The sequence below is a fragment of the Edwardsiella sp. A.80236 genome, from assembly GCF_044540725.1.
Taxonomy (GTDB): Bacteria; Pseudomonadota; Gammaproteobacteria; order Enterobacterales; family Enterobacteriaceae; genus Edwardsiella; species Edwardsiella tarda.
This window is the reverse complement of sequence record NZ_JBIUCY010000014.1, coordinates 16,443-40,727: the sequence shown is the minus strand read 5'-3', so window position 1 is coordinate 40,727 and position 24,285 is coordinate 16,443. Positions and strand designations below refer to the sequence as shown.

Annotated in this window: 18 protein-coding genes and 1 pseudogene; 13 read left to right on the top strand and 6 right to left on the bottom strand. The window is 58.9% G+C overall.

From position 1 onward, the window contains the following. The first annotated feature begins 263 nt into the window (after window positions 1-263). Together corA and ACEQFP_RS12440 are read left to right on the top strand one after the other, a co-directional pair. Window positions 264-1,214 (top strand): magnesium/cobalt transporter CorA, encoded by a 951-nt coding sequence (gene corA / locus ACEQFP_RS12445; RefSeq protein WP_005297140.1) that lies wholly within the window; start codon window positions 264-266, stop codon window positions 1,212-1,214. Between the two features lie 112 nt (window positions 1,215-1,326). After that, window positions 1,327-2,382, top strand: a complete 1,056-nt coding sequence (locus tag ACEQFP_RS12440) for an AbrB family transcriptional regulator (protein ID WP_097364226.1) — start codon at window positions 1,327-1,329, stop codon at window positions 2,380-2,382. On the opposite strand, the gene rarD is transcribed toward ACEQFP_RS12440, so the two are convergent. Next, window positions 2,371-3,261, bottom strand: a complete 891-nt coding sequence (gene rarD, locus ACEQFP_RS12435; RefSeq protein ID WP_005290215.1) for an EamA family transporter RarD — start codon at window positions 3,259-3,261, stop codon at window positions 2,371-2,373. The genes ACEQFP_RS12440 and rarD overlap by 12 nt on opposite strands. A gap of 242 nt (window positions 3,262-3,503) precedes the next feature. Between rarD and pldA the strand changes: the two genes are divergently transcribed. From pldA to rhtC, 3 genes are all read left to right on the top strand, one after another. Continuing rightward, entirely contained in the window at window positions 3,504-4,403 is a 900-nt protein-coding gene (pldA, locus tag ACEQFP_RS12430) for a phospholipase A (RefSeq protein ID WP_035598192.1), read from the top strand. 65 nt (window positions 4,404-4,468) lie between these two features. Then, the gene (recQ, locus tag ACEQFP_RS12425) at window positions 4,469-6,298 is read left to right on the top strand and encodes an ATP-dependent DNA helicase RecQ (RefSeq protein ID WP_047060870.1); all 1,830 of its coding nucleotides are present in this window, start codon (window positions 4,469-4,471) and stop codon (window positions 6,296-6,298) included. Window positions 6,299-6,509: 211 nt separating this feature from the next. After that, window positions 6,510-7,118 carry a threonine export protein RhtC gene (rhtC, locus tag ACEQFP_RS12420; protein WP_005290226.1) on the top strand — a complete coding sequence of 203 codons (609 nt, stop codon included), beginning with the start codon at window positions 6,510-6,512 and terminating at the stop codon, window positions 7,116-7,118. A 107-nt stretch (window positions 7,119-7,225) separates the two neighbouring features. Here rhtC and gntU read toward each other — a convergent pair whose 3' ends face one another. From gntU to gntR, 3 genes are all read right to left on the bottom strand, one after another. Next, window positions 7,226-8,563 (bottom strand): gluconate transporter, encoded by a 1,338-nt coding sequence (gene gntU, locus ACEQFP_RS12415; protein WP_005290227.1) that lies wholly within the window; start codon window positions 8,561-8,563, stop codon window positions 7,226-7,228. Between the two features lie 11 nt (window positions 8,564-8,574). Continuing rightward, window positions 8,575-9,105 (bottom strand): gluconokinase, encoded by a 531-nt coding sequence (gntK, locus tag ACEQFP_RS12410; RefSeq protein ID WP_005297150.1) that lies wholly within the window; start codon window positions 9,103-9,105, stop codon window positions 8,575-8,577. A 204-nt stretch (window positions 9,106-9,309) separates the two neighbouring features. Continuing rightward, the gene (gene gntR, locus ACEQFP_RS12405; RefSeq protein WP_005290233.1) at window positions 9,310-10,308 is read right to left on the bottom strand and encodes a gluconate operon transcriptional repressor GntR; all 999 of its coding nucleotides are present in this window, start codon (window positions 10,306-10,308) and stop codon (window positions 9,310-9,312) included. Between the two features lie 227 nt (window positions 10,309-10,535). On the opposite strand from gntR, the gene ACEQFP_RS12400 reads away from it, so the two are divergent. The 5 genes and pseudogenes from ACEQFP_RS12400 to ACEQFP_RS12380 all read left to right on the top strand — a co-directional run. Further along, window positions 10,536-12,848 carry a zinc/cadmium/mercury/lead-transporting ATPase gene (locus tag ACEQFP_RS12400; RefSeq protein ID WP_370558315.1) on the top strand — a complete coding sequence of 771 codons (2,313 nt, stop codon included), beginning with the start codon at window positions 10,536-10,538 and terminating at the stop codon, window positions 12,846-12,848. Between the two features lie 129 nt (window positions 12,849-12,977). Then, a complete protein-coding gene (locus ACEQFP_RS12395) occupies window positions 12,978-14,033 on the top strand; it encodes a hypothetical protein (protein WP_035597880.1) in 1,056 nt (351 codons plus the stop codon). Beyond that, window positions 14,033-15,166 carry a BamA/TamA family outer membrane protein gene (locus ACEQFP_RS12390; protein WP_005290239.1) on the top strand — a complete coding sequence of 378 codons (1,134 nt, stop codon included), beginning with the start codon at window positions 14,033-14,035 and terminating at the stop codon, window positions 15,164-15,166. Before ACEQFP_RS12395 ends, ACEQFP_RS12390 begins: the two co-directional genes overlap by 1 nt. Continuing rightward, on the top strand, window positions 15,166-16,299 hold the full coding sequence (locus tag ACEQFP_RS12385) for a DUF4056 domain-containing protein (protein WP_005290241.1): 1,134 nt from the start codon (window positions 15,166-15,168) through the stop codon (window positions 16,297-16,299). The genes ACEQFP_RS12390 and ACEQFP_RS12385 overlap by 1 nt, the downstream gene beginning before the upstream one ends. Before the next feature lie 72 nt (window positions 16,300-16,371). Next, a pseudogene (locus ACEQFP_RS12380) lies at window positions 16,372-17,166 on the top strand (carboxylate/amino acid/amine transporter); the annotation flags it as partial. A 19-nt stretch (window positions 17,167-17,185) separates the two neighbouring features. Here ACEQFP_RS12380 and metR read toward each other — a convergent pair. Then, window positions 17,186-18,148: an HTH-type transcriptional regulator MetR gene (metR, locus tag ACEQFP_RS12375; protein WP_098142757.1), complete on the bottom strand. Its 963-nt coding sequence runs from the start codon at window positions 18,146-18,148 to the stop codon at window positions 17,186-17,188. A gap of 155 nt (window positions 18,149-18,303) precedes the next feature. Between metR and metE the strand changes: the two genes are divergently transcribed. Continuing rightward, entirely contained in the window at window positions 18,304-20,589 is a 2,286-nt protein-coding gene (gene metE, locus ACEQFP_RS12370) for a 5-methyltetrahydropteroyltriglutamate--homocysteine S-methyltransferase (RefSeq protein WP_370558314.1), read from the top strand. A gap of 47 nt (window positions 20,590-20,636) precedes the next feature. Here the strand turns inward: metE and udp are convergent, their stop codons facing one another. Then, window positions 20,637-21,404 carry a uridine phosphorylase gene (gene udp / locus ACEQFP_RS12365; protein ID WP_005297168.1) on the bottom strand — a complete coding sequence of 256 codons (768 nt, stop codon included), beginning with the start codon at window positions 21,402-21,404 and terminating at the stop codon, window positions 20,637-20,639. A gap of 368 nt (window positions 21,405-21,772) precedes the next feature. On the opposite strand from udp, the gene ACEQFP_RS12360 reads away from it, so the two are divergent. Beyond that, window positions 21,773-23,581: a carbon starvation protein A gene (locus ACEQFP_RS12360; RefSeq protein ID WP_005297171.1), complete on the top strand. Its 1,809-nt coding sequence runs from the start codon at window positions 21,773-21,775 to the stop codon at window positions 23,579-23,581. A 113-nt stretch (window positions 23,582-23,694) separates the two neighbouring features. Next, complete coding sequence (locus tag ACEQFP_RS12355; protein ID WP_005290253.1) at window positions 23,695-24,222, top strand: DedA family protein; 528 nt, start codon at window positions 23,695-23,697, stop codon at window positions 24,220-24,222. The last annotated feature ends 63 nt before the right edge of the window (window positions 24,223-24,285 follow it).

Genomic DNA, 24,285 nt, shown 5'->3' with positions numbered 1-24,285 from the left:
TTGTCGGCGTAACATGCGCGCACGAATAATCTGTGAGGAGATACGCCTTGGACACACCCAGTAGATGCTGGCTCATTGGACCCGTACGCGGGTGCAACTTCTAAGGCTATCCACCGATGCTGATGGCCTTAGTGGTTGTCAGCGACCCTTTATGCGTCGCAGAGTCAGATCTGATATGGTCTGAAACAGGCAGGTGACGTACCCCCCGGTTTGTTTCCCGTGCTCCATGCGTGATCCTGAAGTCACCGCAACGGAGTTAAAGCATGCTAAGTGCATTTCGTTTAGATAACTGCCGCTTATCCCGTATGGAGCTGGATGACACAGACAATCTCACGGCGTCGCTGTGGGTGGATCTGGTTGAGCCAGAAGAGGATGAGCGCCAGCGCGTACAGCGCGAGCTAGGCCAGAGCTTGGCCACCCGTCCCGAGCTGGACGACATCGAGGCCTCTGCGCGTTTCTTCGAAGATGAGGATGGTCTGCACATTCACTCCTTCTTCTATTATGAAGACGCGGAGGATCATGCGGGCAACTCGACTGTCGCCTTTACCATCCGTGAAGGGCGCCTGTTTACCCTGCGCGAGCGTGAGCTGCCGGCATTTCGCCTCTATCGTATGCGGGCACGCAACCAGACGTTAGTAGACGGCAATGCTTATGAGCTGTTGTTGGATCTGTTTGAAACCAAGATCGAGCAGTTGGCCGACGAGATCGAAAACATCTACAGCGATCTGGAGAAGCTGAGCCGAGTGATCATGGAGGGGCAGCAGGGTGACGAATACGATGACGCGCTCTCGACCCTGGCGGAGCTGGAAGATATCGGCTGGAAGGTGCGCCTATGTCTGATGGATACCCAGCGTGCGCTCAACTTCCTGGTGCGTAAGGCGCGTCTACCGGCCAGTCAGCTAGAGCAGGCGCGTGAGGTGCTACGCGATATCGAATCGCTGTTGCCGCACAATGAATCCCTATTCCAGAAGGTGAACTTCTTGATGCAGGCGGCGATGGGTTTCATCAATATCGAGCAGAACCGCATCATCAAGATCTTCTCGGTGGTGTCCGTGGTATTCCTACCGCCGACGCTGGTGGCCTCCAGCTATGGGATGAACTTTGAGTTTATGCCCGAGTTGAAGTGGTCATTCGGTTATCCCGGCGCCATCTTGCTGATGATCCTGGCAGGTTTGGCTCCCTACCTCTACTTTAAGCGTAAGAAATGGCTGTAAGTTGCCACTGTTCCGATGCGTAATGACGGCCCCGTGTGGGCCGTTATTTTTTGTACAATCCGTAGAAGAAAAGCGCTTATCATAGTCCCAAGACGATGAAGGGGAGACGGAGATGGGGCGCTTGCAGGCACAGGGGAAGCAATGGGCGCTACTGGCGCTCTTTTCGCTGGGGCTGGGTATGCTATTTCTGTGGCTACATCTGCCAGCGGCGTTGTTGCTGGGGCCGATGTTGGCCGCCGTGGTGATGGGTTTACGCGGCGCCACCATCCGGGTTCATGGTTTGGCGATGCCGTTGGCGCAGTCTATCTTGGGCTGCATGATCGCCCGTTCACTTTCTCTCTCGTTATTAACCCCCCTACTGGATGACTGGCCGATCGTGCTGTTGGTCCTGCTATGTACCCAGTTGTGTAGCGGCGTAGCCGGTTGGCTATTGGTGCGTCTGAGCGATCTGCCTGGCCCGACCGGCGCGTGGGGATCGTCACCCGGCGGCGCATCGGCCATGGTGGCGATGGCTGGCGAGTTCGGCGCCGATGTGCGCCTGGTCGCCTTTATGCAGTATCTACGGGTGCTGTTTGTTGCCATGGCGGCGGCGCTGGTGGTGCGTCTCGGCGTGGGCGATACGCCGCATGTGAGCCCCACCGTGCCTTGGTTTCCACCCTTGGGGTGGGCATTCGTCGCGACGCTGTTGATTGCCGGTGTCGGCGGTTGGCTAGGGCGGCGTCTGCATATTCCCGCTGGCGCCCTATTGCTGCCGATGCTGATCGGCGCGCTGTGTAACATGACGGGGGTATTGACCCCGCAGACACCGGAGTGGCTGTTGGTTATCGCTTATACGCTGATCGGCTGGCATGTTGGCCTGCTGTTTACCCGTGCTATTTTTCAGTTAGCGTTACGAACCTTGCCACAGATCCTACTGTCTATCGCCACCCTGATGGCGTTGTGTGCCCTAATGGCTTGGGGTCTGACGCAGGTTTTACCCATCGATCCCCTTAGCGCCTACCTGGCCACCAGCCCGGGTGGGCTGGATACCATCGCCATTATCGCCGCGGGTAGTCAGGTGAATCTGGCTTTCGTCATGGCGTTACAGATGCTACGTCTGTTTACCATCCTGTTGATCGGACCGCCGATGGCGCGCTGGATCTCGCGCCATGCGGTGTCATCGCCGTAGGCGTCGTTGTGTATAGAGTGCGTCGAGGATAAACAAGAGCAAGGCGCTCCAGATGAAGCCGAAGGCGATCAGTTTATCGCTCGTCATCTGTTCGCCGTAGTAGAGGGTCGCCAGCAGGAACATCAGCGTTGGCCCGAGATATTGAAAGAAGCCCAGGGTCGAGAGGCGCAGGCGGGTGGCGGCGGCGGTGAAGCACAATAGGGGAACGGTGGTGATGACCCCGGCGGCGATTAAGAGCAGGTTTAGTGAGGTCGGGTTGGCCGTCAGATGACTGGTCGGCGAGTCGGCGACGCCGAATAAATAGTAGAGCGCCAATGGCAGTAGCCACAGGGTCTCCATCAACATGCCACTCTGGGCATCGATGGCGATCTTCTTACGCAGCAGGCCATAGAAGGCGAAGCTAAACGCTAGGCCGAGGGCGATCATGGGTATGGAGCCAAACTGCCATAGTTGCACCATGACGCCGATGATAGCCAGGCCGACGGCCAGCCATTGCAGGCGGCGAAAGCGTTCGCCAAGAAATAGCATTCCTAGCAACACGTTGACCAAGGGATTAATAAAATATCCCAGGCTGGCCTCCAGCATGTGGTTATGATTCACTGCCCAGATATATAGCAACCAGTTGCCCCCAATGAGACAGGCACTCAGTGCGAGCAGGGCGATCTTATAGGGGCTGTGGCGTAGGGCATACAGTTGTCGCCAATTGCGGCCGATGGCCAGCAGGATCAGCATAAAGAAAAAGGACCAGATGATGCGGTGGGTCAGGATCTCGGTCGCCGGAACCTGCTGGATCAGCTTGAAGTAGATCGGCGCGATCCCCCAGATCAGGTAGGCGGTCAGTGCCAGTAAGATCCCCTGGCGGGTGTGTTGTGTGTCCATGTCGGTGTTCTCGTCGCGTCCCGCAGAATAGTGAGAGGAGGAGTCTACTGTATTTTTCCGTAAAGACTCAGCGTTAAAATGGCGGCGCGAAGCCGCGGGTATGGGCGCTGTGCGGTCGAGAGGAAATGACATCAAATTACGGTGTCGATGCGAGTGTTTAGGGCTAGTGCCGGGCGCCATCCACGCGCTTTCCGGTGTGTTTTGCCCGTTATGGGCGGTGTATTTCAATGAGTGATGTAGTGATGAGCGAATTAAAAAAACAGAATATCTCTGGCCGGACATGGATGGTGGCCGGGCTGGCGCTGTTGCCGTTAACGGTACAGGCGGAGGGGGCGTCGGGAGTAACCCAGGCATTGCAGCATAACGACGGGGTGATTGCCAATATGCTGCGGCAGTATGATAACCCGTTTACGCTTTACCCCTACTCGACAAACTATGTGCTGTATACCCAGACCAGCGATATTAATAAGGAAGCGATCAGCTCCTATGACTGGGGCGATCAGGCGAAGAAGAACGAAATTAAGTTTCAGATCAGCCTAGCGTTTCCTATCTGGCGAGGCATCGCCGGCGAGAACTCGGTGCTCGGCGCCGCCTATACGCAACAGTCGTGGTGGCAGGCTTTTAACCGCAGCGAATCCTCCCCCTTCCGTGAGACTAACTATGAGCCACGTCTCTTCCTCGGTTGGGCAACGGATTACACCCTACTCGGTGGTTGGTCATTGCGCGATATCGAGGTGGGCGCGGTGCATCAGTCTAACGGGCGTGCCGATCCCACCTCGCGTAGTTGGAATCGGGTCTATACCCGCCTGCTGGCACAAAATGGAAACTTTCAACTGCAGTTGACCCCCTGGTATCGCATCCCAGAGAGCCCAAACAAGGACGATAACCCGGATATCACCAAATATATGGGCTACTACGAGGCCGAGATGGGATATCGTTTGGGGGAGAGCGTCTTCAGTCTACGTGGACGTTATAACTGGAATAGCGGCTATGGTGCGGCGGAGTTGGGCTGGAGCTATCCGTTGAGTCGCCACGTCCGTTTCTATACCCAATTGTTTAGCGGTTATGGCGAGTCACTGATCGACTATAACTTCCGCCAGACCCGTTTCGGGGTCGGCATCATGCTGAACGATATCCTGTAACACGGGACAAAATAGGCGTGTGCGCCTAAAATAGCGCCGATATTTTTGGCTTGATGGGGAGTAGTGTGGCAACGGCAGCAGTGATCGATTCAGAGATGCTGGCTGAACGAGTATTGAAAGATACGTTCGGCTATCAGCAATTTCGCCCAGGGCAGCGGGCGATCGTCGAGGCGGCGATCGCGGGGCGTGACTGTCTGGTCGTGATGCCGACCGGGGGAGGAAAGTCCCTGTGTTATCAGATCCCGGCGTTGGTACGTGATGGGCTGACGATTGTCGTCTCGCCATTGATCTCGCTGATGAAGGATCAGGTCGATCAGTTGCAGGCTAACGGCGTCAACGCCGCCTGTCTGAACTCAACCCTCAGTCGGGAACAGCAACAGGCGGTCTATGCGGGGTGTCGTAGCGGGGAGATCCGTCTGCTGTACATCGCTCCTGAACGTCTGATGATGGATAACCTGCTGGACACGTTGCCGCAGTGGCATCCGACGCTGTTGGCGGTCGATGAGGCGCACTGTATCTCGCAATGGGGGCATGACTTCCGCCCGGAGTACAGCGCGCTGGGGCAGATCAAACGACGTTTCCCCGCGATGCCGGTGATCGCGCTGACAGCGACCGCCGATGATGCCACTCGTCAGGATATCCTACGTCTGCTCGATTTACGCGATCCCCTGGTACAGGTCAGCAGCTTCGACCGACCCAATATTCGCTATACCCTGATCGAGAAGTTTAAGCCGTTGGATCAGTTGTGGCATTTCGTGCAGTCGCAGCGCGGCAAGTCCGGCATTATCTATTGCAACAGCCGCGCCAAGGTCGAGGATACCGCCGCACGTCTGCAGAGTCGCGGCCTAAGCGTGGCAGCCTATCATGCTGGGTTGGAACATGGACGGCGCGCCGAGGTGCAGGAGGCGTTTCAGCGCGACGATCTGCAGATCGTGGTGGCGACGGTGGCGTTTGGCATGGGGATCAATAAGCCGAACGTGCGCTTCGTGGTGCACTTCGATATCCCGCGTAATATTGAGTCCTACTATCAGGAGACCGGGCGTGCCGGGCGCGACGGCCTGCCTGCGGAGGCATTGCTGTTTTACGATCCGGCCGATATGGCCTGGCTGCGCCGCTGTCTGGAGGAGAAGCCAGAAGGGGTGCAGAAGGAGATCGAGCGTCATAAACTGAACGCGATGAATGCCTTTGCTGAAGCGCAGACCTGTCGCCGTCTGGTGCTGTTGAACTACTTCGGCGAGGGGCGGCAGGAGAGCTGTAATAACTGCGATATCTGCCTGGATCCGCCTAAGCGCTATGATGGCTTGGTCGACGCTCAGAAGGCGCTTTCCACCGTGGCACGCGTCGGGCAGCGTTTCGGTATCGGCTATGTGGTTGAAGTGCTACGTGGCGCGAACAGCGCCCGCATCCGCGAGTTGGGGCACGACAAGCTGTCGGTCTATGGCATTGGCCGCGAACACACGATCGAGCACTGGGTGAGCATTCTGCGCCAGCTGATCCATCTGGGATTAGTGACGCAGAATATCGCCCTGCACTCGGCGTTGCAGCTGACCGAGGCGGCGCGCCCAGTGTTGCGTGGTGAGGTGACATTACCGTTGGCGGTGCCGCGCGTCATCAACCTGAAGGCGCGTAGCAGTATGCAGAAGAGTTATGCGGGCAACTATGATCGCAAGTTGTTCGCCAAGCTGCGTAAGCTGCGTAAGGCGATCGCCGACGAAGAGAATATTCCGCCGTACGTGGTCTTCAACGACGCGACCCTGCTGGAGATGGCCGAGCAGATGCCGCTACGGGCGGGCGATTTGCTCAGTATCAACGGGGTCGGTCAGCGTAAGCTGGAGCGTTTTGGCGCGCCCTTTATGTCGCTGATCCGTGAGCATCTTGACGGCGACGAGGCCTAGTCTCGGCGGCCGTGTCGCGCATAACCCGGCATGGCCTGCCGGTGTCCCTCGGTACGCGGTGAGGCCTATTCATCCCGTCACATCGGGTGTGGGTAGCCGAGGCAGTGATTAATTGCGGTGAAATAATCAGCATAATCGCTATTCACCATGCCGCATACGGCGTCCCAACGATGCTAGCATAGGGGAAAACCTTACCCCTGAGTCTCCTGCGATGATGCTATTTCTTACTGTCGCTGTGGTCCATCTGCTGGCACTGATGACACCCGGCCCCGATTTTTTCTTTGTCTCTCAAACGGCCTTGAGTCGGTCGCGCGCAGAGGCGTTACGCGCGGTGATCGGCATCTCGCTAGGCGTCGTCGTGTGGGCGGCGGTGGCGTTGATGGGGTTGCACCTGCTACTACTGAAGATGGCTTGGTTGCAGCGCATCATTACCCTCGGTGGTGGCCTCTATCTGTGTTGGATGGGCTGGCAGATGTTGTGCGCCGCCCGTCATCCTGCCACGGACGCGCCTTTGCGCGGGGCTCCGCTACACGGCAGCGCCTTCTGGCGCGGTTTGTTAACCAATCTCTCTAACCCTAAGGCGGTGATCTACTTCGGCTCGGTCTTCTCGTTGTTTGTGGGCGATGAGGTGGGGGCCGGGCAACGTCTCGGTCTGTTCGTGCTGATTGTCGCCGAGACGGTGCTCTGGTTTAGCCTGGTGGCGTCGGTCTTTGCCCTACCGGTGATGCGCCGTGGGTACCAGCGTCTGGCGCGTTGGATCGATGGTGTCGCGGGGAGCTTGTTTACCGCCTTTGGTTTGCATTTGATCCTGACGCGCTAAGCCGAGTCGCGGGCGCAAAGAACGGCGCTATCGTCGGTTGCTCGGGGGCGGAAAACGAAAAAAACGGGGCGCGATATTCGCGCCCCGTCGTGTTTCAAGCGTTTGGCTTACAGCGCCATGAAGAACAGCATACCGACGATTGCACCGGTGGTCCCGAGGATGGTTTCCATCACTGACCAGGTCTTCAGCGTCTGTGCCTCGGTGGCGCCGGTGAACTTACCGTACAGCCAGAAGCCGGAGTCGTTGACGTGGCTCAGGACGATGGAGCCGCCCGCGATACAGACGGACAGGGCCGCCAGTTGAGCGCCGCTGTAGCCCAGTTCACCGATGACCGGCAGTACCAGGCCGACGGTAGTCAGACAGGCGACGGTCGCGGAACCCTGGATGACACGTACCGCGGCGGCCAGGACGAAGCAGGCAACGGCGATGGGCAGACCGGCACCGATCAGGGAGTTACCCAGCGCCGGGCCAACGCCGGAGTCCACCAGGACCTGCTTGAAGACGCCACCGGCACCGGTGACCAGCAGGATGATACCGGCAGGCTGGATAGCGGCGGAACAGATGTCCATCACCTTCTCTTTGCTCATGCCGCGGCGGATAGCCAGGCCATAGGTGGCGACCAGGCAGGCCAGCAGGATAGCGGTGAACGGATGGCCGATGAACTCCAGCCACTTGTACAACTCAGAGCCCTGCTCGACGAAACGGGCGCCGATGGTCTTCAGGCCGACCAGCACCAGCGGGAACAGTACCAGCGCCAGGCTGAAGCCGAAGGAAGGCAGTTGGCCTTTGCCCAGGCTCGGCTCTTGGATATCTTTCGGCAACTCTAGGGTGACGTGCTTGCTGATGAAGTTACCGTACAGCGGACCCGCCAGGATCATGCCCGGGATAGCGGCGCATAGACCGATCAGGATCATCCAGCCGTAATCGGCACCCATCTGGGAGGCCAGCAGCATCGGTGTCGGCCCCGGCAACAGGAAGGCGGCAGCGCCCGCGACACCGGCGAACAACGGAATCGCCAGCTTAACCACGTTGCCGTTGGTGCGGCGCGCCACGGCGAACACCACGCCAATCAGCAATACGATTGCGACGTCAAAGAACAGCGGCAGGGCGCAGACCAGGCCGGCGATCCCCAGCGCGTAGTGGGCGCGCTTCTCACCGAAGCTTTTCAGCAGGCGGACGGCGATCTGATCCAAGGCACCGGTTTCGTGCAGGATCTTACCGAACATGGCGCCCAGAGCGACCACGATGGAGAGGAAGCCCAGCGTACCGCCCATCCCGTTCTGCATGGTTTGGGCAATTTTATCGATGGGCATGCCGGAGAAGATCCCGGCGCCGATGGATACCAGCATCAGGGCGACGAAGGCGTGCATGCGCGCTTTCATCACCAAGAACAGCAGCAGCAGCACGGAGCCGACTGCGGTCATTACGAGGGTTAAAGTACTCATCGTCAGGGCTCCTAGGCAATGATGGAGTTAATGGTGTTCAGGGTGCTGGCGACGACGCCATCCAGCGACTGGCTAATGTCGATGGCGTGTACGTCACGCTCATCGGCCGTCGGTTCTTCCAAGGCATCGAACTGAGAGACCAGCATCTGGGGCTTGAAGAAGTGCCCCTTGCGTGCCAGCAAACGGCTCTCGATCAGCGCGAAGTCCCCTTGCAGGTAGATGAACGAGAGATTGGTGTTACCGTCGCGCAGCATGTCGCGGTAACGCTTTTTCAGCGCCGAACAGACGATCAGCGAGACCTCGTTGGTACGCTGCATGGCGAAGACGGCGTCATTGAGCGCCTGGAGCCACGGTGTACGATCCTCGTCGTTCAGGGCATGGCCATCGGCCATCTTACGGATATTGGCGCGTGGATGCAGGAAGTCGCCATCCAGGAAGGCGGCACCCAGCTGCTGGGCGACGGCGCTGGCGACGGCGGACTTACCGCTGCCGGAAACGCCCATCAGAACAAAGACGTGTTTTTGTTGTTGGCTTTCGCTCATGCTGTATTCCCCGGTTGGCGGCAAGGCGCCGCACAATCAATGTTACTGGTAACTGTTATGGGTAACATTCTCTGGTGAGCTGGAGAGATTAGCAACAAATGTTAAATAGTATGATTAATAAGTGTGACGCTTCTCGCAGTTGATCGTGGCGATGGCGGGCGGCCGCGGTAGCGACCGCCGAGGTGGCGTGGCGCGGGTGCGGCGTTAGATACTGCCGCCGTGCAGCAGGGTGAAACCGAGGTCGATCTGGCTGCCATCGTGGCCAGCTTCGCCACGTAGGCGGGCCAGTAGGCATTCCGCCGCCAGTTGCCCCATCTGCTGACGCGGCGTGAGAACGCTGGCGATCTGCGGCTCCATCACCTGGCCGATATCATGGCCATGGAAACCGGCGATCGCCATATCCTGCGGGATACGTAACCCCAGGCGCTGGCACTCGAAGGCGGCGCCAACGGCCAGATCGTCGTTGGTGCAGAAGATACTGTCCATCTGTGGGTAACGCTTCAATGCTTCGCGCAGTAGCTCGCCGCCGACGGAGTAGGAGGAGCTGCGCGGGATCATGACGCTGTGTGGCTCCAGCCCGGCGGCGCGCATGGCCTGTTCATAGCCTTGCTGCTTCATCACGGTACGTTCATCGAGACGGGCCCCGAAGTAGACGGTATGGCGGTGACCACGATCGATGATCGCCTGGGTCATTGCCCGAGCCGCCGCGACGTTATCGAAGCCGACAGCCATATCCAGGCAGGGTGAGACACTGTCCATCAACTCCACCACCGGAATACCGGCAACTTCGATCATCTTCAGGGTCCGCGGGGTATGGTCGCGTTCGGCGAGGATCAAACCATCGATATTGTAAGAGAGCAGCGAGGTGAGACGCTCCTCTTCTTTCTCCTTGCGGTAGCCATAGTGGGCCAGCATGGTCTGGTAGTGATGCTGATCGGTGACGCTTTCGATACCGCGTAATACCTCGGCGAAGACCTGATTGGTCAGCGAGGGTAGCAACACCCCGATGGCGCGGCTGGTGGCGTTGGAGAGAATATCGGGCGCCCGATTGGGGATATAGCCCAGCTCGTCCAGTGCGGCGGCGATCTTGCCACGTAATGGAGCGGAAACCAGATCAGGATTACGCAAATAACGACTGACGGTCATTTTGGTGACGCCGACGCGATCGGCTATATCCTGCAACACTGGGCGCTTTTTCTTCATTTTCAATGAAATATATACTCTTTGTCGGGAGTATTCAGTGTAACAAAAAATCGAGTCTTCGGCATGATCTGGCGGCGGCTTTCTGGCCATGGCATTGGCAACAGACCTAGGCGGTGGGGGAGAGCGACGGAAAAAGAATATTTCTCATTTGCGCCTTGACTCTGGAGTCGACTCCAACCTGTAGAGTGATCCATAACGCGATATGGGGAACGATGTGAGGAGGATGTATGACCCATAACTCTATTCATGCTAATGGCGTTGACGCAGCCTGTGGCTGTGGCCATCAGCATGCGGCAACGCAACACGGTTGTAGCCGCCCGACCCAAGGTAAAGGTGGCATGAAGATCAGCATGGCGTCACCGTTGGCGCCCGCTAGCGATGGCGCCTGCTGTCTGGCTGCGCATGTCCATGACGGCGTCGAGGAGGACGCCGATCCTCACCCCCTCCCCCCTCCAGCCTCTGGACGTCAGCGCTTTAGCTGGCAGGTTGCAGGAATGGATTGCCCCAGTTGTGCCCGGAAGATTGAGACGGCGGTCAGCCAGCTCGCGGGCGTGGAGCGCGCCGCGGTGTTGTTCGCGACGCAACGTCTGGTGGTCGACGCTCAGAAAGATATTTCGCCCGCGGTGGAGCAGGCGGTGCGTCAGGCGGGATTTAGCCTCCAAGCGGCCGGTGCCAAGCCGCAGCAAGGGACGGCTTGGCATTGGCGCGAAGCGGCCCCACTGCTGCTATTGGCTGGGCTGATGCTGTTGAGTTATGCCCTAGAGTGGGTCAATCCACTCTGGGGGCGGGTGGCCTTTATCGCCACCACGCTGGTCGGCTTAGCCCCGATCATGTTGAAGGCGCTCAGGCTGATGCGTAGCGGCAGCTACTTCGCCATCGAGACCTTGATGAGCGTCGCCGCGTTGGGGGCGTTGTTTATCGGGGCGACGGAAGAGGCGGCGATGGTGCTGCTGCTGTTTATGCTGGGTGAGCGCCTGGAGTCTTACGCCGCCAATCGGGCGCGGAAAGGCGTGAGTGCGTTGATGGCGTTGGTGCCGGATGAGGCGCTGGTGATTGAACGGGGGGAACGGCGAACCCTGCCGGTCGCGGCGCTGCGCCCTGATATGGTGATCGAAATCGCGCCTGGCGGGCGCTTACCCGCCGACGCCGAATTGCTGCAGGATGGTGTCAGCTTCGATGAGAGTGCGCTGACCGGTGAGTCGTTGCCGGTGGAGCGCCAGCAGGGGGATCGTATCCCAGCCGGCGTGTTGGTGGTGGATCGGGTATGTCGTCTGCGGGTGATTTCTCAGCCCGGGCAGAATGCTATCGATCGTATCCTGCAACTGATCGAGGAGGCGGAGGAGCGTCGCGCGCCGATCGAACGTTTCTTGGATCGTTTTAGCCGTTTTTATACGCCCGCGGTGATGTTGCTGTCGTTGTTGGTGATCCTGATCCCGCCGCTGGCCTTCGCCCAGCCCTGGGATACCTGGATCTACCGTGGGTTGACGATGCTACTGATTGGCTGTCCGTGCGCACTGGTGATCTCGACACCGGCGGCGATCACCTCCGGCCTGGCCGCCGCCTCGCGTCACGGTGCCTTGATTAAGGGCGGTGCGGCGTTGGAGCAGTTGGGTAGGGTACGTACCATCGCCTTCGATAAGACGGGTACCCTGACGCAGGGCGCGCCGCAGGTAAGCGGAGTGAGCGCGCGCGATGGTGTCTCTGACGAGCGGGTATTGATGCTGGCGGCGGCGGTGGAAGTGGGTTCGCATCATCCATTGGCCAAGGCGGTACTCCAGGCGTGTGAGCAACGAGGGTTGGCCGTCGTACAGGCTGAGGCTTGTCAGGCACGCGCCGGTGTCGGTGTTGAGGGACGGGTCGATGGCGCGTTAGTCCAGGTCGTTGCACCGGGACGCTTGGCGCGCGATGTCTTACCCGAACGTATGCAAGCGCAAATTATCGCTTGGGAGGAGCTCGGGCAGACTGTCGTGGCGGTATTACATGATAGCCAAGCCATCGGGGTGATCGCCATGAGTGATACCTTACGCCCCGACGCGCGTGAGGCGCTGGATGCACTGCGCACCCTCGGGGTGGAGGCGGTGATGCTGACCGGGGATAATCCGCGGGCGGCGGCGGCCATCGCTGGCTCTCTGGGTATTGAATATCGTGCCGGACTATTGCCGGAGGATAAGGTGCGTGAGGTGGAGGCGCTTAGCCAACGCGCGCAGACTGCGATGGTCGGTGACGGCATCAACGATGCGCCGGCGATGAAGGCGGCCAGTATCGGTATCGCCATGGGCGGTGGTACCGACGTGGCCTTGGAGACCGCGGATGCGGCGCTAACCCATAATCGCTTGGTGGGGCTGGCGCAGATGATCGCCCTGTCGCGGGCGACCCACGCTAACATTCGTCAGAACATTACCTTGGCGTTGGGGCTGAAGGGGATCTTCCTGATCACCAGTCTGTTGGGGATCACCGGGCTATGGCTCGCGGTATTAGCCGACTCCGGAGCGACCGCTTTGGTGACGGCTAACGCCCTACGCCTCTTGCGCCGGCGCTAAGCCATAACGTGCGTATCGCCCTCGGGGGGGATACGCACGTTATGTTGCACGAAGTTACAGTCATTTACTGCTATACTCCGCACCTACTTTTTATTCCTATCCATTTTTATTATTAATCACCTTAACAAAATGAATAATCGCGCATTGCTGTTCTGCCTGTCTGGCGTGCTGATGAGCGGTGTTGTCCATGCGGCCACGCAGGAGACACCGTCTGAGTTCAGCGCCACTCTTCCCACTTACTATGGTTTGCCGCAGCAAACCCACGCGGCGGGCAGCAAATCCTCTGTTCCAGCGCAGTCTAGCGAGCCGCCAGTCGAGCATTCGCTGCTGCCCATCTGGGGCGATGAGGCGCGCGCGCGCGGTTACGATCTGCCCGAGCCTTTCGGTATCAATGTTAACTATATGAATATGCGCCAGAATATTGTGGTGGATAGCATTAGTTTTAGCGGGTTAGGTTGGGATAGTTATACGCTGCCTACGGATCTGTTCAAGATTAAGGTGGGGAGTACGCGTCAGCGTAGCGTCACTCAAACGATTAAGTTGGATGCGTGGGTATTTCCCTTCATGAATGTCTATGGCATCGTGGGCAAGACGCGTGGCAGCTCATTATCCAAGGTTTCTGTCGATGCCGATCCAAGCAGTGGTTTGATTGGTTGGATTATTCATTCGATGAATCAGAGTGGCCAACTGCGCGATCTGGATTTTCGTCTGAACTTCAAGGGAACGACCTACGGTGCCGGTACGGTTTTCGCCGGTGGCTATGGTAACTGGTTCGGTCTGATGGATATGAACTATACCCAGACCCGCTTCGATATTCTCGACGGTAGCATCGACGCCTTCACCCTGTCGCCGCGTGTCGGTTACCGCTTCACCACCCCCGGCATCGATACCATCGGGCTGCCTAACGGCAAGCTCAGCCTGTGGGTCGGCAGCATGTACCAGGATGTACAGCAGGAGTTCAAGGGTAGCCTTAGCGATCTGTCAATGCCGGGGGGGTTATCCGTATTGATGGGGATCGCTAACCAGAAAGGGCAAGGTCGCTTCGATGTACGCCAGCATCTGTCGTCGCCGTGGAACGTGCTGATTGGCGCACAGTATGAGATCACCCGTAACTTTAACCTGACGAGCGAAGTGGGCTTTGCCGAGCGCAATAGCTTCTTTATCGCTGGCGAGTACCGTTTCTGATGCGTTACCTCCTGCGTGGGTTGACTCTGCTCTGCACGCTCTCGCCGTTGGCGGGCGCGGCGGCGTTGTTACCGACGCGTGCGCAGGTTGATAGCTGGTTGACGCAATTGGGCGGTGACGATCGTTTCGACCCCGACAAGGGGATCGATTGGGGGGTGTTACCGGGGCCATTCTTCAATCCCGAGCTGGGGCTTGGGTTAGGCGCGGCGGTAGCGGGGCTCTATCGACCCGATGCGACGGATACGGTGAGCCAAAACTCCAGCATCACCCTCAGCGGCTATATCAGTTCGACCGGCGCCTTTGGCTTGGGGATCCGTAACTACAGCTTCTTCGCCAACGATCAGTGGCGTATTTTTATCAATGGTGGGATCAGCGATACGCCAACCTACTATTGGGGGCAAGGTTTCCGTGCCGGGGCCGACGATGAGGGGCGGCAGAAGTACACGGCACAGTCGTTGCGTCTACAGCCTGAGGTGTTGTATCGCCTGGCGAGCCAGACCTATCTCGGTGTCGGTTGGTCGCTGTCGATGATGCATGCCGCCGACGTCAAGTCGACCGATCGCTTGGCGCAGATCCCCCATGGCCGCGCGGTATCCAGTTCCGGGCCGAGCCTGTCGCTGCAGTATGACAGCCGGGACTTTGTCCCGAATCCTCGGCGTGGCATGCTGGCTAGCCTGCGTTACACCCACTACCTGCCGGAGATGGGCAGCGATACGCGCTTCGATAATATCATCGCGCGTTTCAGTACCTATCATGCCTTGGATGAGTGGCGTGTGCTGGCCTGGGAGATCGATGGCGAGTTCACCCAGGGAGCGGTCCCATGGAACATGTTGCCGTCGCTCGGCAGTGATCAGCGGATGCGCGGTTACTACCAGGGGCGTTATCGTGACCGTAACCTGATTAGCTCACAGTTGGAGTACCGGCAGAAGCTGAGCTGGCGGCATGGCTTTGTCGTCTGGGGTGGCGCTGGCACCATGGGGCCTAACGTGCGTGAGCTGGGCAGCAGTCGTTGGCTGCCAACGTTGGGCGTCGGTTACCGCTTTGCCTTTAAGCCGGGAATTAATATTCGTTTGGATTATGGTATTGGCCGCGCGAGTAGCGGCTTCTATTTTCAGGTAGGAGAGGCGTTTTGATGGGGAGACTACGCGGATGGTGCGCGACGCTGCTGCTTTACTGTGGCACGGTCGGTGCTTTCGGCTTACCGATGAGTCTCGATTTGACACAGTTGCAACCGCAACAGGCGGCACACGCCTGGCCGGTGAGTGCGCCATTGCCGCCACCGGACGGCCTACGTCCTTGTTGCGCCTTCGGCTATGACCTTAATGCCGAAGCGTTGGGGGTACCGATCCCCTTTTACCGGCTGAATAACGTGGTGGAGGCGGATACGCTGGGTCGCCACCGTTACAATGACAGTCTGTTCGGCGCCCTGGCCAGCCTGGCCGGGTTGGGTAATGAGCATAATGGCGTGTTGTATACGCGTCGTGGCGGCTTTATCGATATGGCGCACGTGCGCGACAGCGCCGACATGACGGCCTATATCTTTAGCCACCTCTATCCGCGTCTCGGCCAGGCGTTTCAGCTGAATCTGGGGGATGAGCTCGCGCAGCGCCGCCTAGTATTCAACGCCTTTACTCCGCCAGAAGAGGCGCAGGAGCGTTATACCCTGGCGGCCTATTTGGCGGCACGCCTGGCGTTCCAAGTGGCGGCCTGGCACGAGATCGCTCAGTGGTATGGTTACGAGTCCATTCGCGGTTTTTCCGAGGGTGTCTCGGCCTTTTCCCCGGAGGATCTCTACTCCAACCTATTGGGGACGCGCCTGGCATTGAATCTGATCCTGAATGGTCATCTGGCCTCATTGGGGCAATACGATGCCGCGATGATGACGCTGTTGCCGCAGGCACTGTGTCAGCTCCAGGCGCAGCCCGCCGTGCTGACGCGTTTTCAGTTTGATATGTTGGATGGCCGCTGGTGGGACAGTCGTCAGGCCGTGCCGCAGAAATTCTTGGTGTTGAAGCGCAACTACAATACCGCGGACGATCGCCTGCCGACACCGGTGCCAGGCGAATTGGCACCACCACTGCGTCTGATGCTGCCGACCCGCTTGTATCACTATGATCTGGCCTCGCTGGGGGAGTTACACCTGCTGACGGGCAGTGCGATGAAACGTCTTCCCGCCCCCTCCCGTTATTACACCTGGCACGATTTCGATCGTTTGGCGGACTTTGCGCGAGAACAAGATGGTGTGCAACTGTCACGCAAGCGCTAAGTGTGCAATGGACTAATGTTTATCCACTGGTAAACCCACTCCGTACGGCAACGCTCGTTCGTCTTGGGTAGAATGACGCCTATCGAATATAACGAGTGGATCGTTGCCGTGCCGCTGTTGCTTATTACCACACTATTGTGGGCCTTTTCCTTTAGTCTGATCGGCGTCTATCTGGCGGGCCAGGTCGATAGCTGGTTCGCTGTGCTGGTGCGTGTCGCGCTGGCGACGTTGGTCTTCCTGCCTTTCCTGCGTTGGCGTGGTGTACGTCCGCGTCAAACGCTGGCCTATATGTCGGTGGGGGCTTGCCAGTTGGGGTTGATGTATTTGTTCTACTATCCGGCCTTCCTCTATCTGACGGTGCCGGAGGTATTACTGTTCACTATCATGACGCCGTTATATGTCACGCTGATCTACGATCTGTTGCAGGGACGGCGACTACGCCCCGGCTATCTGGGGAGTGCCTTGCTGGCAGTCGTGGGGGCGTTGATCATCCGTTATAACCCACTTAGCTCACAATTCCTGTTTGGCTTCGCCCTGATCCAGGGGGCGAATCTGTGCTTCGCGCTAGGGCAGGTGGGGTATAAGCGCTTGATGGAGGTGATGCCGTTGCCACAGTACCGCGCCTTTTCCTGGTTCTATCTCGGGGCATTGGCGATTGCGTTGCCTGCCTGGTGGTTGTATGGCAATACGCAACAACTTCCCAGCTCGCCGTTACAGTGGGGGATCCTGCTGTGGTTGGGGGTTGGCGCCTCCGGGCTGGGGTACTTCATGTGGAACTATGGCGCGACCCAGGTGGATGCCGGTACCTTGGCGATCATGAATAATGCATTAATCCCGGCGGGGCTGTTGGTCAACCTCGCTATCTGGCAACAACACCCCGACTGGATCAGGCTGACGCTGGGGGGGACGGTGATCGCCCTATCGCTCTGGGTACACCGGCGCTGGGTCGTGCCACATCGCGCACAAACGGCAGCTGATCGCAGGCATGACGGCGCGTCTGCTGAATAAAACTGTGCATCGTCGGCTGGCGCTGCTCGCCTGTGCGCAGCGCGGCATACAAGCGCCGCCATAATCCCTCGCCTAACGGACGGGTAAGTAAGGCCCCCTGGCGTTCGCCGTTATCCGCAACCCAATGCGGTAGGGCGGCGACGCCCATCCCCGCCGCCACCATCTGCAACAACAGCAACGTATTGTCGACCACTTTCCAGCGCGGTGTGATGCCGTGCGGCTGTAGAAAATGATTCCAGACATCCAGACGCTGATGCGCCACCGGATAGATCAACAGCGTCTCCTGTGCCAGATCCTGCGGGCGGATCGTGACGCGTCGCGCCAATGGGTGACTGGGCGCCATCACCAGGCGGACCTCATAGTCGAACAGGGGCGCGTAGTGCAGGGTACTGCGCGGCAGGATGTCGGAGGTCAGCACCAGATCCAGTTCGCCGCGTTGCAGCGCAGGTTGTGGATCGAAGGTAACGCCGGAGTGGAAGTCGAGCGTCACCTGTGGGAAGGCGGCCTGAAATTGACTCAGGGCGGGCGTGAGCCATTGAATACAACTATGGCACTCGATAGCCAGGCGCAATGTCTGGTATGCCGGCTCCTGACACTGCTGCAATGCCTGTTGAACCTGCGGTAACACATGTTGCGCCAGGGCGAGCAGGATTTCTCCCTGCGGAGTTAAGCGCAGAGGCTGGCTCTTACGCACGAATAGGCGATAACCCAGGCGCTGCTCCAGATCACTGAACTGATGGGACAAGGCCGACTGGGTCTGGTGTAGCTGGGCGGCGGCGGCGGCCAGCGAGCCACAGCGATGCAGCGCTTGGAGCGTCCGGAGATGTTTCAGTTCGATCATGAGAAGCCTTCAGTCAATGAGTGAACAGATTGCGCTTGAGTCCTCTACACTACCTGTCGATTATGGATGTGTAAACATCTGGATGGCTAAACATCCATAATTGATTGTCGATGCCGGTTGACGCCGGGCGATAGGTGAGAGGAGAGAGTGAGACGATGACGGTAATCAGCCATACCCTAGGTTTTCCTCGCGTCGGCCTGCAACGCGAATTGAAGAAGGCGTTAGAGGCGTATTGGGCCGGTAAGACGTCGTCACAGGCGCTGTTGGCCTGTGGCGCCGAGCTGCGGGCGCGCCATTGGCGCCAACAGCAAGAGGCTGGCGTTGATGTGTTGCCAGTGGGCGATTTTGCCTGGTATGACCATGTGTTGGCGACCAGCCTGATGGTGGGAAATGTCCCCGCGCGCCATCGTCGCGCCGACGGGACGATCGATCTGGATACCCTGTTTCGTATCGCGCGTGGCCAGTCGCCTGGCGCCCAACCGGCGGCGGCCGCGGAGATGACCAAGTGGTTTAACACCAACTATCACTACATTGTGCCAGAGTTTACTCGTGACCAGCCTTTCTTCTTAGGCTGGCGCCAGCTATTGGAGGAGGTCGACGAGGCACTGGCGCTTGGCCACCGGGTGAAACCGGTGCTGTTGGGGCCCGTGACCTACCTGTGGCTAGGCAAGGAGAAGGGGGAGCCCTTTGATCGTCTCAGCCTGCTCGATGCGCTGCTACCCGTTTATCGTCAGGTGTTGGTGGCACTGGCCGAGCGCGGCGTGGAGTGGGTCCAACTGGATGAGCCGGCGCTGGTACTGACGTTGCCGCCGGCGTGGCGTGAGGCCTATCAACGAGCCTATCGCTATCTACAGGGGTCGGTGAAGCTGCTGCTGACCACCTACTTTGGCGCCATCGGGCATCACCTGTCGTTGATCCGTACGCTGCCGGTACAGGGGCTACATGTCGATCTGGCTCAAGGGGATGATGACCTGGCGAACCTGCATCGGGCATTGCCGTCAGACTGGGTACTGTCGTTAGGCGTGATCAATGGGCGCAATGTTTGGCGCGCCGATCTGGCCGATTGGCAGCAACGGCTACAGCCTTGGGTCGGCTCGCGTCCACTCTGGCTGGGGAGTTCCTGTTCGTTGCTGCATTCTCCTATCGATCTAGCGGCGGAAAGCGAACTGGATGAGGAGCTACGCAGTTGGTTCGCCTTTGCCCGGCAAAAGTGCGCGGAGTTGGCATTATTGACGCGCGCCCTCAATACGCCGGATCGTGAACGAGAAGCCTTGCTCGCGTATAGCGCGCCGCTCTATCGACGCCGTCACTCCGCGCGGGTACATAACCCGGCCTTGGCTGAACGCCTGGCGGCACTGAGCGAGGCGGATACACGGCGTACCAGCGCCTATCCGCAACGGGCGCGCCATCAGCGCCAACGTTTCAATCTGCCCCTCTGGCCGACTACCACCATCGGTTCGTTTCCCCAGACGCCGGCTATCCGTACGCTGCGGCTCGACTTCCGCCGTGGCACGTTAACACCACAACACTATCATCGTGGGATCGGTGAGCAGATCTGCCAGGCTATCCGCGAACAGGAGTTGTTGGGACTGGATGTGCTGGTGCATGGCGAGGCCGAACGTAACGATATGGTGGAGTATTTCGGCGAGCAACTGGCGGGATTTGCCTTTACGCGTCATGGCTGGGTGCAGAGCTATGGTTCACGCTGCGTTAAACCGCCGATAATCATCGGTGATATCAGTCGCCCCGCCCCGATCACCGTCGAGTGGGCGACCTTCGCTCAGGCTCAGACCTCGCGTCCGGTGAAGGGGATGCTGACAGGGCCGATCACCATGTTGTGTTGGTCGTTCCCGCGCGAGGATCTGCCGCGTGAGGTGATCGCTCGCCAACTGGCGTTAGCGTTGCGCGATGAAGTCGACGATTTGCAGCGGGCGGGAATCGGCATCATCCAGATCGATGAGCCGGCGTTGCGTGAAGGGTTACCGTTGCGCCGGGAGGAGTGGGCGGCGTACCTGGAGTGGGCAGTGGCGGCCTTCCGTCTGACGGCGGCGGTTGCACACGACGATACGCAGATCCATACCCATATGTGTTATTGCGAGTTCAATGACATCATGGCGGCGATTGCGGCACTGGATGCCGATGTGATCACCATCGAGACCGCGCGCTCCGACATGGAGCTGCTGGAGGCATTTGCCCGCTTCGATTATCCCAATGAGATAGGTCCCGGCGTGTATGACATTCATTCACCGAATGTAGCACAGGAGGCGGCGATGGTGGCGTTACTGCGTAAGGCGGCTGAGCATATTCCGGCTGAGCGGCTGTGGGTGAATCCCGACTGCGGCTTAAAGACCCGTGCTTGGGCCGAGACGCGTCAATCCTTGGCTAACATGGTCGCGGCGGCACGCCGCTTGCGGGAGGAGGCAGGGATGCGCGATGACTGAGTCGTCGGCCGGGCATTGCCCGGCCTGGATCGCGCGAATGAGTGTGGTTACGCCGCCAACAGACGACGCGCTGCCTCGACCACGATGCGTACCGCATGGGACTCGGTCTGCTTCATGGTTTCCGCGTTAGGGATCTCTTGCTGGGTGCGGTTGACGATGACCCCGGCCACCATGCCGGCACGCAGCCCCTGGCTGGCGCACATGGTCAGCAGCGTGGCGGACTCCATTTCGAAGTTCATTACGCCCATCTCCTGCCACTCTTTCATCGAGCCACGGAAGCGACGGGTGACGCGACCAGAGAAGGTATCGTAGCGCTCCTGGCCCGGGTAGAAGGTGTCCGAAGAGGCGGTGACGCCGATATGCGTCGCGGCGCCGATAGCCTGGGCGGCTTCGACTAGCGCGGTGGTGCAGGCGAAGTCGGCCACGGCCGGGAATTCCATCGGGGCGAAGTGCAGGCTGGCGCCATCGAGGCGTACGGAGGCGGTGGTCACCAGCACATCACCGACATTGATATGCGGCTGAATGGCGCCGGTGGTGCCGACGCGCAAGAAGGTACGGATGCCGAGTTGCGCCAGCTCTTCGACGGCGATAGACGTCGATGGGCCACCGATGCCGGTGGAGCAGACGATAACCGCCTGACCATCCAGCTCGGCACGCCAGCTGGTGAATTCACGATGAGAGGCCAGCTTGACCGGATTCTCCATCAGTTTGGCAATTTTTTCTACGCGCTCCGGGTCGCCGGGCACGATGGCCAGTGAGGCGCCGTGCAGATCGCTCTTGGCCAGTCCGAGGTGAAATACTTCAGGTTTAGACATCGCTGCTGACTCCTGTGTCATCGTTTTATCCTCCAGTGAGGAACAAGAAATCACTCTACTGAAGTTTATAGGACAAATGCGTGATTTGAGTCACTCTGTGTGAAGAAACGATATCAGTAGTGACAAAATATTGTGACTATTTTCACATTAATGGCGTGATTTGGCGAGATAGTAGGCAGCCATCTTGTGATCGGGACAGCAGAAGCATGGGGAGAGAATGAGCGTCGCCCATCAGCCGTGCCGTGCCGCTTGGCGGCATTTTTCGACCGCTTAGTGAGCCAGGCGACCGCTTAATCAGTGTAGGACAGGATGGTGGCGCGGAAGCGGTTAGGGTAATCCCTGAGAAATCCTCAGGGGAGAGTATAACCATGCAACATGCGATTACCTTCGTGGTGGCGACGCTATGTATTCTGGCGATTTGCTACCGCCTGTACGGCCTCTTCTTCGTGAAGAAAGTCTTACGTGCCGACGACAGTGAGGTCACACCGTCGCACACTTACGAAGATGGTAAAGACTATGTACCGACCAAGAAATGGGTCAACTTCGGTAGCCATTTTGCCGCCATCGCCGCCGCGGGTCCGCTGGTGGGGCCGGTACTGGCCGCGCAGTTTGGCTATTTACCCGGGCTATTATGGCTACTGATCGGCTGTGTCATCGGCGGCGCGGTACACGATACCGTGGTACTGTTCGCCTCGATGAAACACCAGGGAAAATCGTTGTCCGAGGTGGCGAAGGCGGAACTGGGGCCGATCGCCGGCTGGTGTACCGGGTTGGCGATGTTATTCATCATCACCATCACCATGGCCGGTTTATCGATGGTGGTGGTCCATGCGTTGGAGCGTAACCCGTGGGGGACTTTCGCCGTCTTCATGACCATCCCTATCGCCATCGGCGTCGGGTTGTGGGAGCGCATCACCGGTAGTATGAAAGGGGCCACCTATGTCGGTATTGCCGCTATCATCCTGTGCGTCTTTGCCGGTCCCTATATTCAGCACACCACCTTTGGCGAGTGGCTGACCTGGAAGTCTTCAACCGTAAGCCTGTTATTGCCGGCCTATGCCTTCTTCGCTACCGCGCTGCCGGTGTGGATGTTGCTGACACCGCGAGGCTACCTGTCCAGTTTCATGAAGATCGGCGTCTTCGGCGCGCTGGTGGTGGGGGTGGTTTTCATCAACCCGGCGATCCAGTTCCCCGCCATCACCCAATTTATCCATGGTGGTGGCCCGGTTCTCTCCGGTCCGGTATGGCCGTTTATCTCGATTACCATCGCCTGCGGCGCCATTTCGGGCTTCCATGCCTTCATCGGCTCCGGCACCACGCCAAAGCAGATTGATAAGTGGAGCGACATTCTGCCGGTGGGCTTTGGGGCGATGCTAGCAGAGTGTGTGGTCGGGGTGATGGCGTTGATCGCGGCCACCTCACTGCATCCGGCGGATTACTTCGCCATCAACTCCAGTGCTCAGGCTTGGGCCGGGTTGGGGATGGAGGTGGTTCACCTGCCGCAGCTGAGTCAGGAGATTGGTTTGGATCTGTATGGCCGTACCGGCGGGGCCGTGACCCTGGCCGTCGGCATGACCGACATTTTTATTCGGGTGCCTTGGTTTAGCAGTCTGGCATCCTACTTCTTCCAGTTCGTCATCATGTTCGAGGCAGTCTTCATTCTGACGGCGGTCGACTCTGGGACGCGCGTCGCGCGCTATCTGCTGCAAGACTTCCTCGGCGATCTGTGGGCACCGCTGAAACGTACCGATTGGTTGCCTGGTTCGATCTTCTGCTCCATCGTGGCCTGCCTACTGTGGGGGTATCTCCTTAACTCCGGCGATATCAACTCGGTATGGGCGTTGTTTGGGGTTTCCAACCAGTTGATGGCTTCTGTCGGTCTGATCATCGGAGCGACAATTATCCTGCGTCTGGCGACGAAGCGTGTGTATATGCTGACGTGTATCGTGCCGCTGGTTTACCTGTTCATTACGGTGAACTATGCCGGTTATTGGATGGTAAAAAACGTCTACTTCAATCCGCAGGCGGCGGGGTATAACCTGTTCAACGGTACCATCTCTATCATCATGTTGGTGCTGGGGATGGTGATCCTGCTGTCGGCATTGCGTAAGTGGCGTGAGCTCTGGGTGAAACGCGGCAGTGAGCTGGCGACGGCTCAGGCCGAAGCGGCTGCCTAACCAGCGCGTCTCCCGCTTAACCAAAAACCAACGGCCGATTTAGCGGCCGTTGGTTTTTTCTCGCTCTCACTGCGGGTAAGCTGGGCATCCAGCTGTCGTATGAGGAGTGAGGCGTGTTAGATAGCATTATTCAAGGCATTGTCGAATTTGTCCGCCAGCATCAGGCTTGGGCGGTCCCGCTGGTCTTCGTTTTATCCTTCGGCGAGTCGCTGGCCTTCATTTCCCTGCTGTTGCCGGCGACGGTGATCCTGTTCGCGCTGAGCGCCCTGTTGGGCGAGGGCGGCGTAGCTTTCGTCCCGGTCTGGATGGCGGCGGCGAGCGGTGCCTTTCTCGGCGATTGGCTTTCCTACTGGCTGGGCTATCGCTATCAACATCAGATCGGCCATGTCTGGCCGTTGTCGCGTAATCCGCACATCTTGCAGCGCGGCCACCGTTACTTCGAACGGTGGGGATTCTGGGGGGTTTTCTTCGGCCGTTTTCTCGGCCCGTTGCGAGCGGCGGTGCCGTTGGTGGCAGGCATTTGCGCCATGCCGCAGCGCTACTTTCAGTTGGCGAATCTGCTATCGGCGCTGATCTGGGGTGCCGGTATCTTGGCGCCCGGCATGTTGGGGATACGCTGGTTGGGACAGTGGATGGGTTAACCTGGCGCGAATAATGCCGCGCCGTTTCACATTCTGCAGTGTTAATCTCTGGACATCCATACA

Excerpts from the sequence above, each read along its gene's own strand:
- corA (WP_005297140.1), top strand. The coding sequence starts at position 264 with ATGCTAAGTGCATTTCGTTTAGATAACTGCCGCTTATCCCGTATGGAG.
- ACEQFP_RS12440 (WP_097364226.1), top strand. The coding sequence starts at position 1,327 with ATGGGGCGCTTGCAGGCACAGGGGAAGCAATGGGCGCTACTGGCGCTC.
- rarD (WP_005290215.1), bottom strand. The coding sequence starts at position 3,261 with ATGGACACACAACACACCCGCCAGGGGATCTTACTGGCACTGACCGCC.
- pldA (WP_035598192.1), top strand. The coding sequence starts at position 3,504 with ATGAGCGAATTAAAAAAACAGAATATCTCTGGCCGGACATGGATGGTG.
- rhtC (WP_005290226.1), top strand. The coding sequence starts at position 6,510 with ATGATGCTATTTCTTACTGTCGCTGTGGTCCATCTGCTGGCACTGATG.
- gntU (WP_005290227.1), bottom strand. The coding sequence starts at position 8,563 with ATGAGTACTTTAACCCTCGTAATGACCGCAGTCGGCTCCGTGCTGCTG.
- gntK (WP_005297150.1), bottom strand. The coding sequence starts at position 9,105 with ATGAGCGAAAGCCAACAACAAAAACACGTCTTTGTTCTGATGGGCGTT.
- gntR (WP_005290233.1), bottom strand. The coding sequence starts at position 10,308 with ATGAAGAAAAAGCGCCCAGTGTTGCAGGATATAGCCGATCGCGTCGGC.
- ACEQFP_RS12400 (WP_370558315.1), top strand. The coding sequence starts at position 10,536 with ATGACCCATAACTCTATTCATGCTAATGGCGTTGACGCAGCCTGTGGC.
- ACEQFP_RS12395 (WP_035597880.1), top strand. The coding sequence starts at position 12,978 with ATGAATAATCGCGCATTGCTGTTCTGCCTGTCTGGCGTGCTGATGAGC.
- ACEQFP_RS12390 (WP_005290239.1), top strand. The coding sequence starts at position 14,033 with ATGCGTTACCTCCTGCGTGGGTTGACTCTGCTCTGCACGCTCTCGCCG.
- ACEQFP_RS12385 (WP_005290241.1), top strand. The coding sequence starts at position 15,166 with ATGGGGAGACTACGCGGATGGTGCGCGACGCTGCTGCTTTACTGTGGC.
- metR (WP_098142757.1), bottom strand. The coding sequence starts at position 18,148 with ATGATCGAACTGAAACATCTCCGGACGCTCCAAGCGCTGCATCGCTGT.
- metE (WP_370558314.1), top strand. The coding sequence starts at position 18,304 with ATGACGGTAATCAGCCATACCCTAGGTTTTCCTCGCGTCGGCCTGCAA.
- udp (WP_005297168.1), bottom strand. The coding sequence starts at position 21,404 with ATGTCTAAACCTGAAGTATTTCACCTCGGACTGGCCAAGAGCGATCTG.
- ACEQFP_RS12360 (WP_005297171.1), top strand. The coding sequence starts at position 21,773 with ATGCAACATGCGATTACCTTCGTGGTGGCGACGCTATGTATTCTGGCG.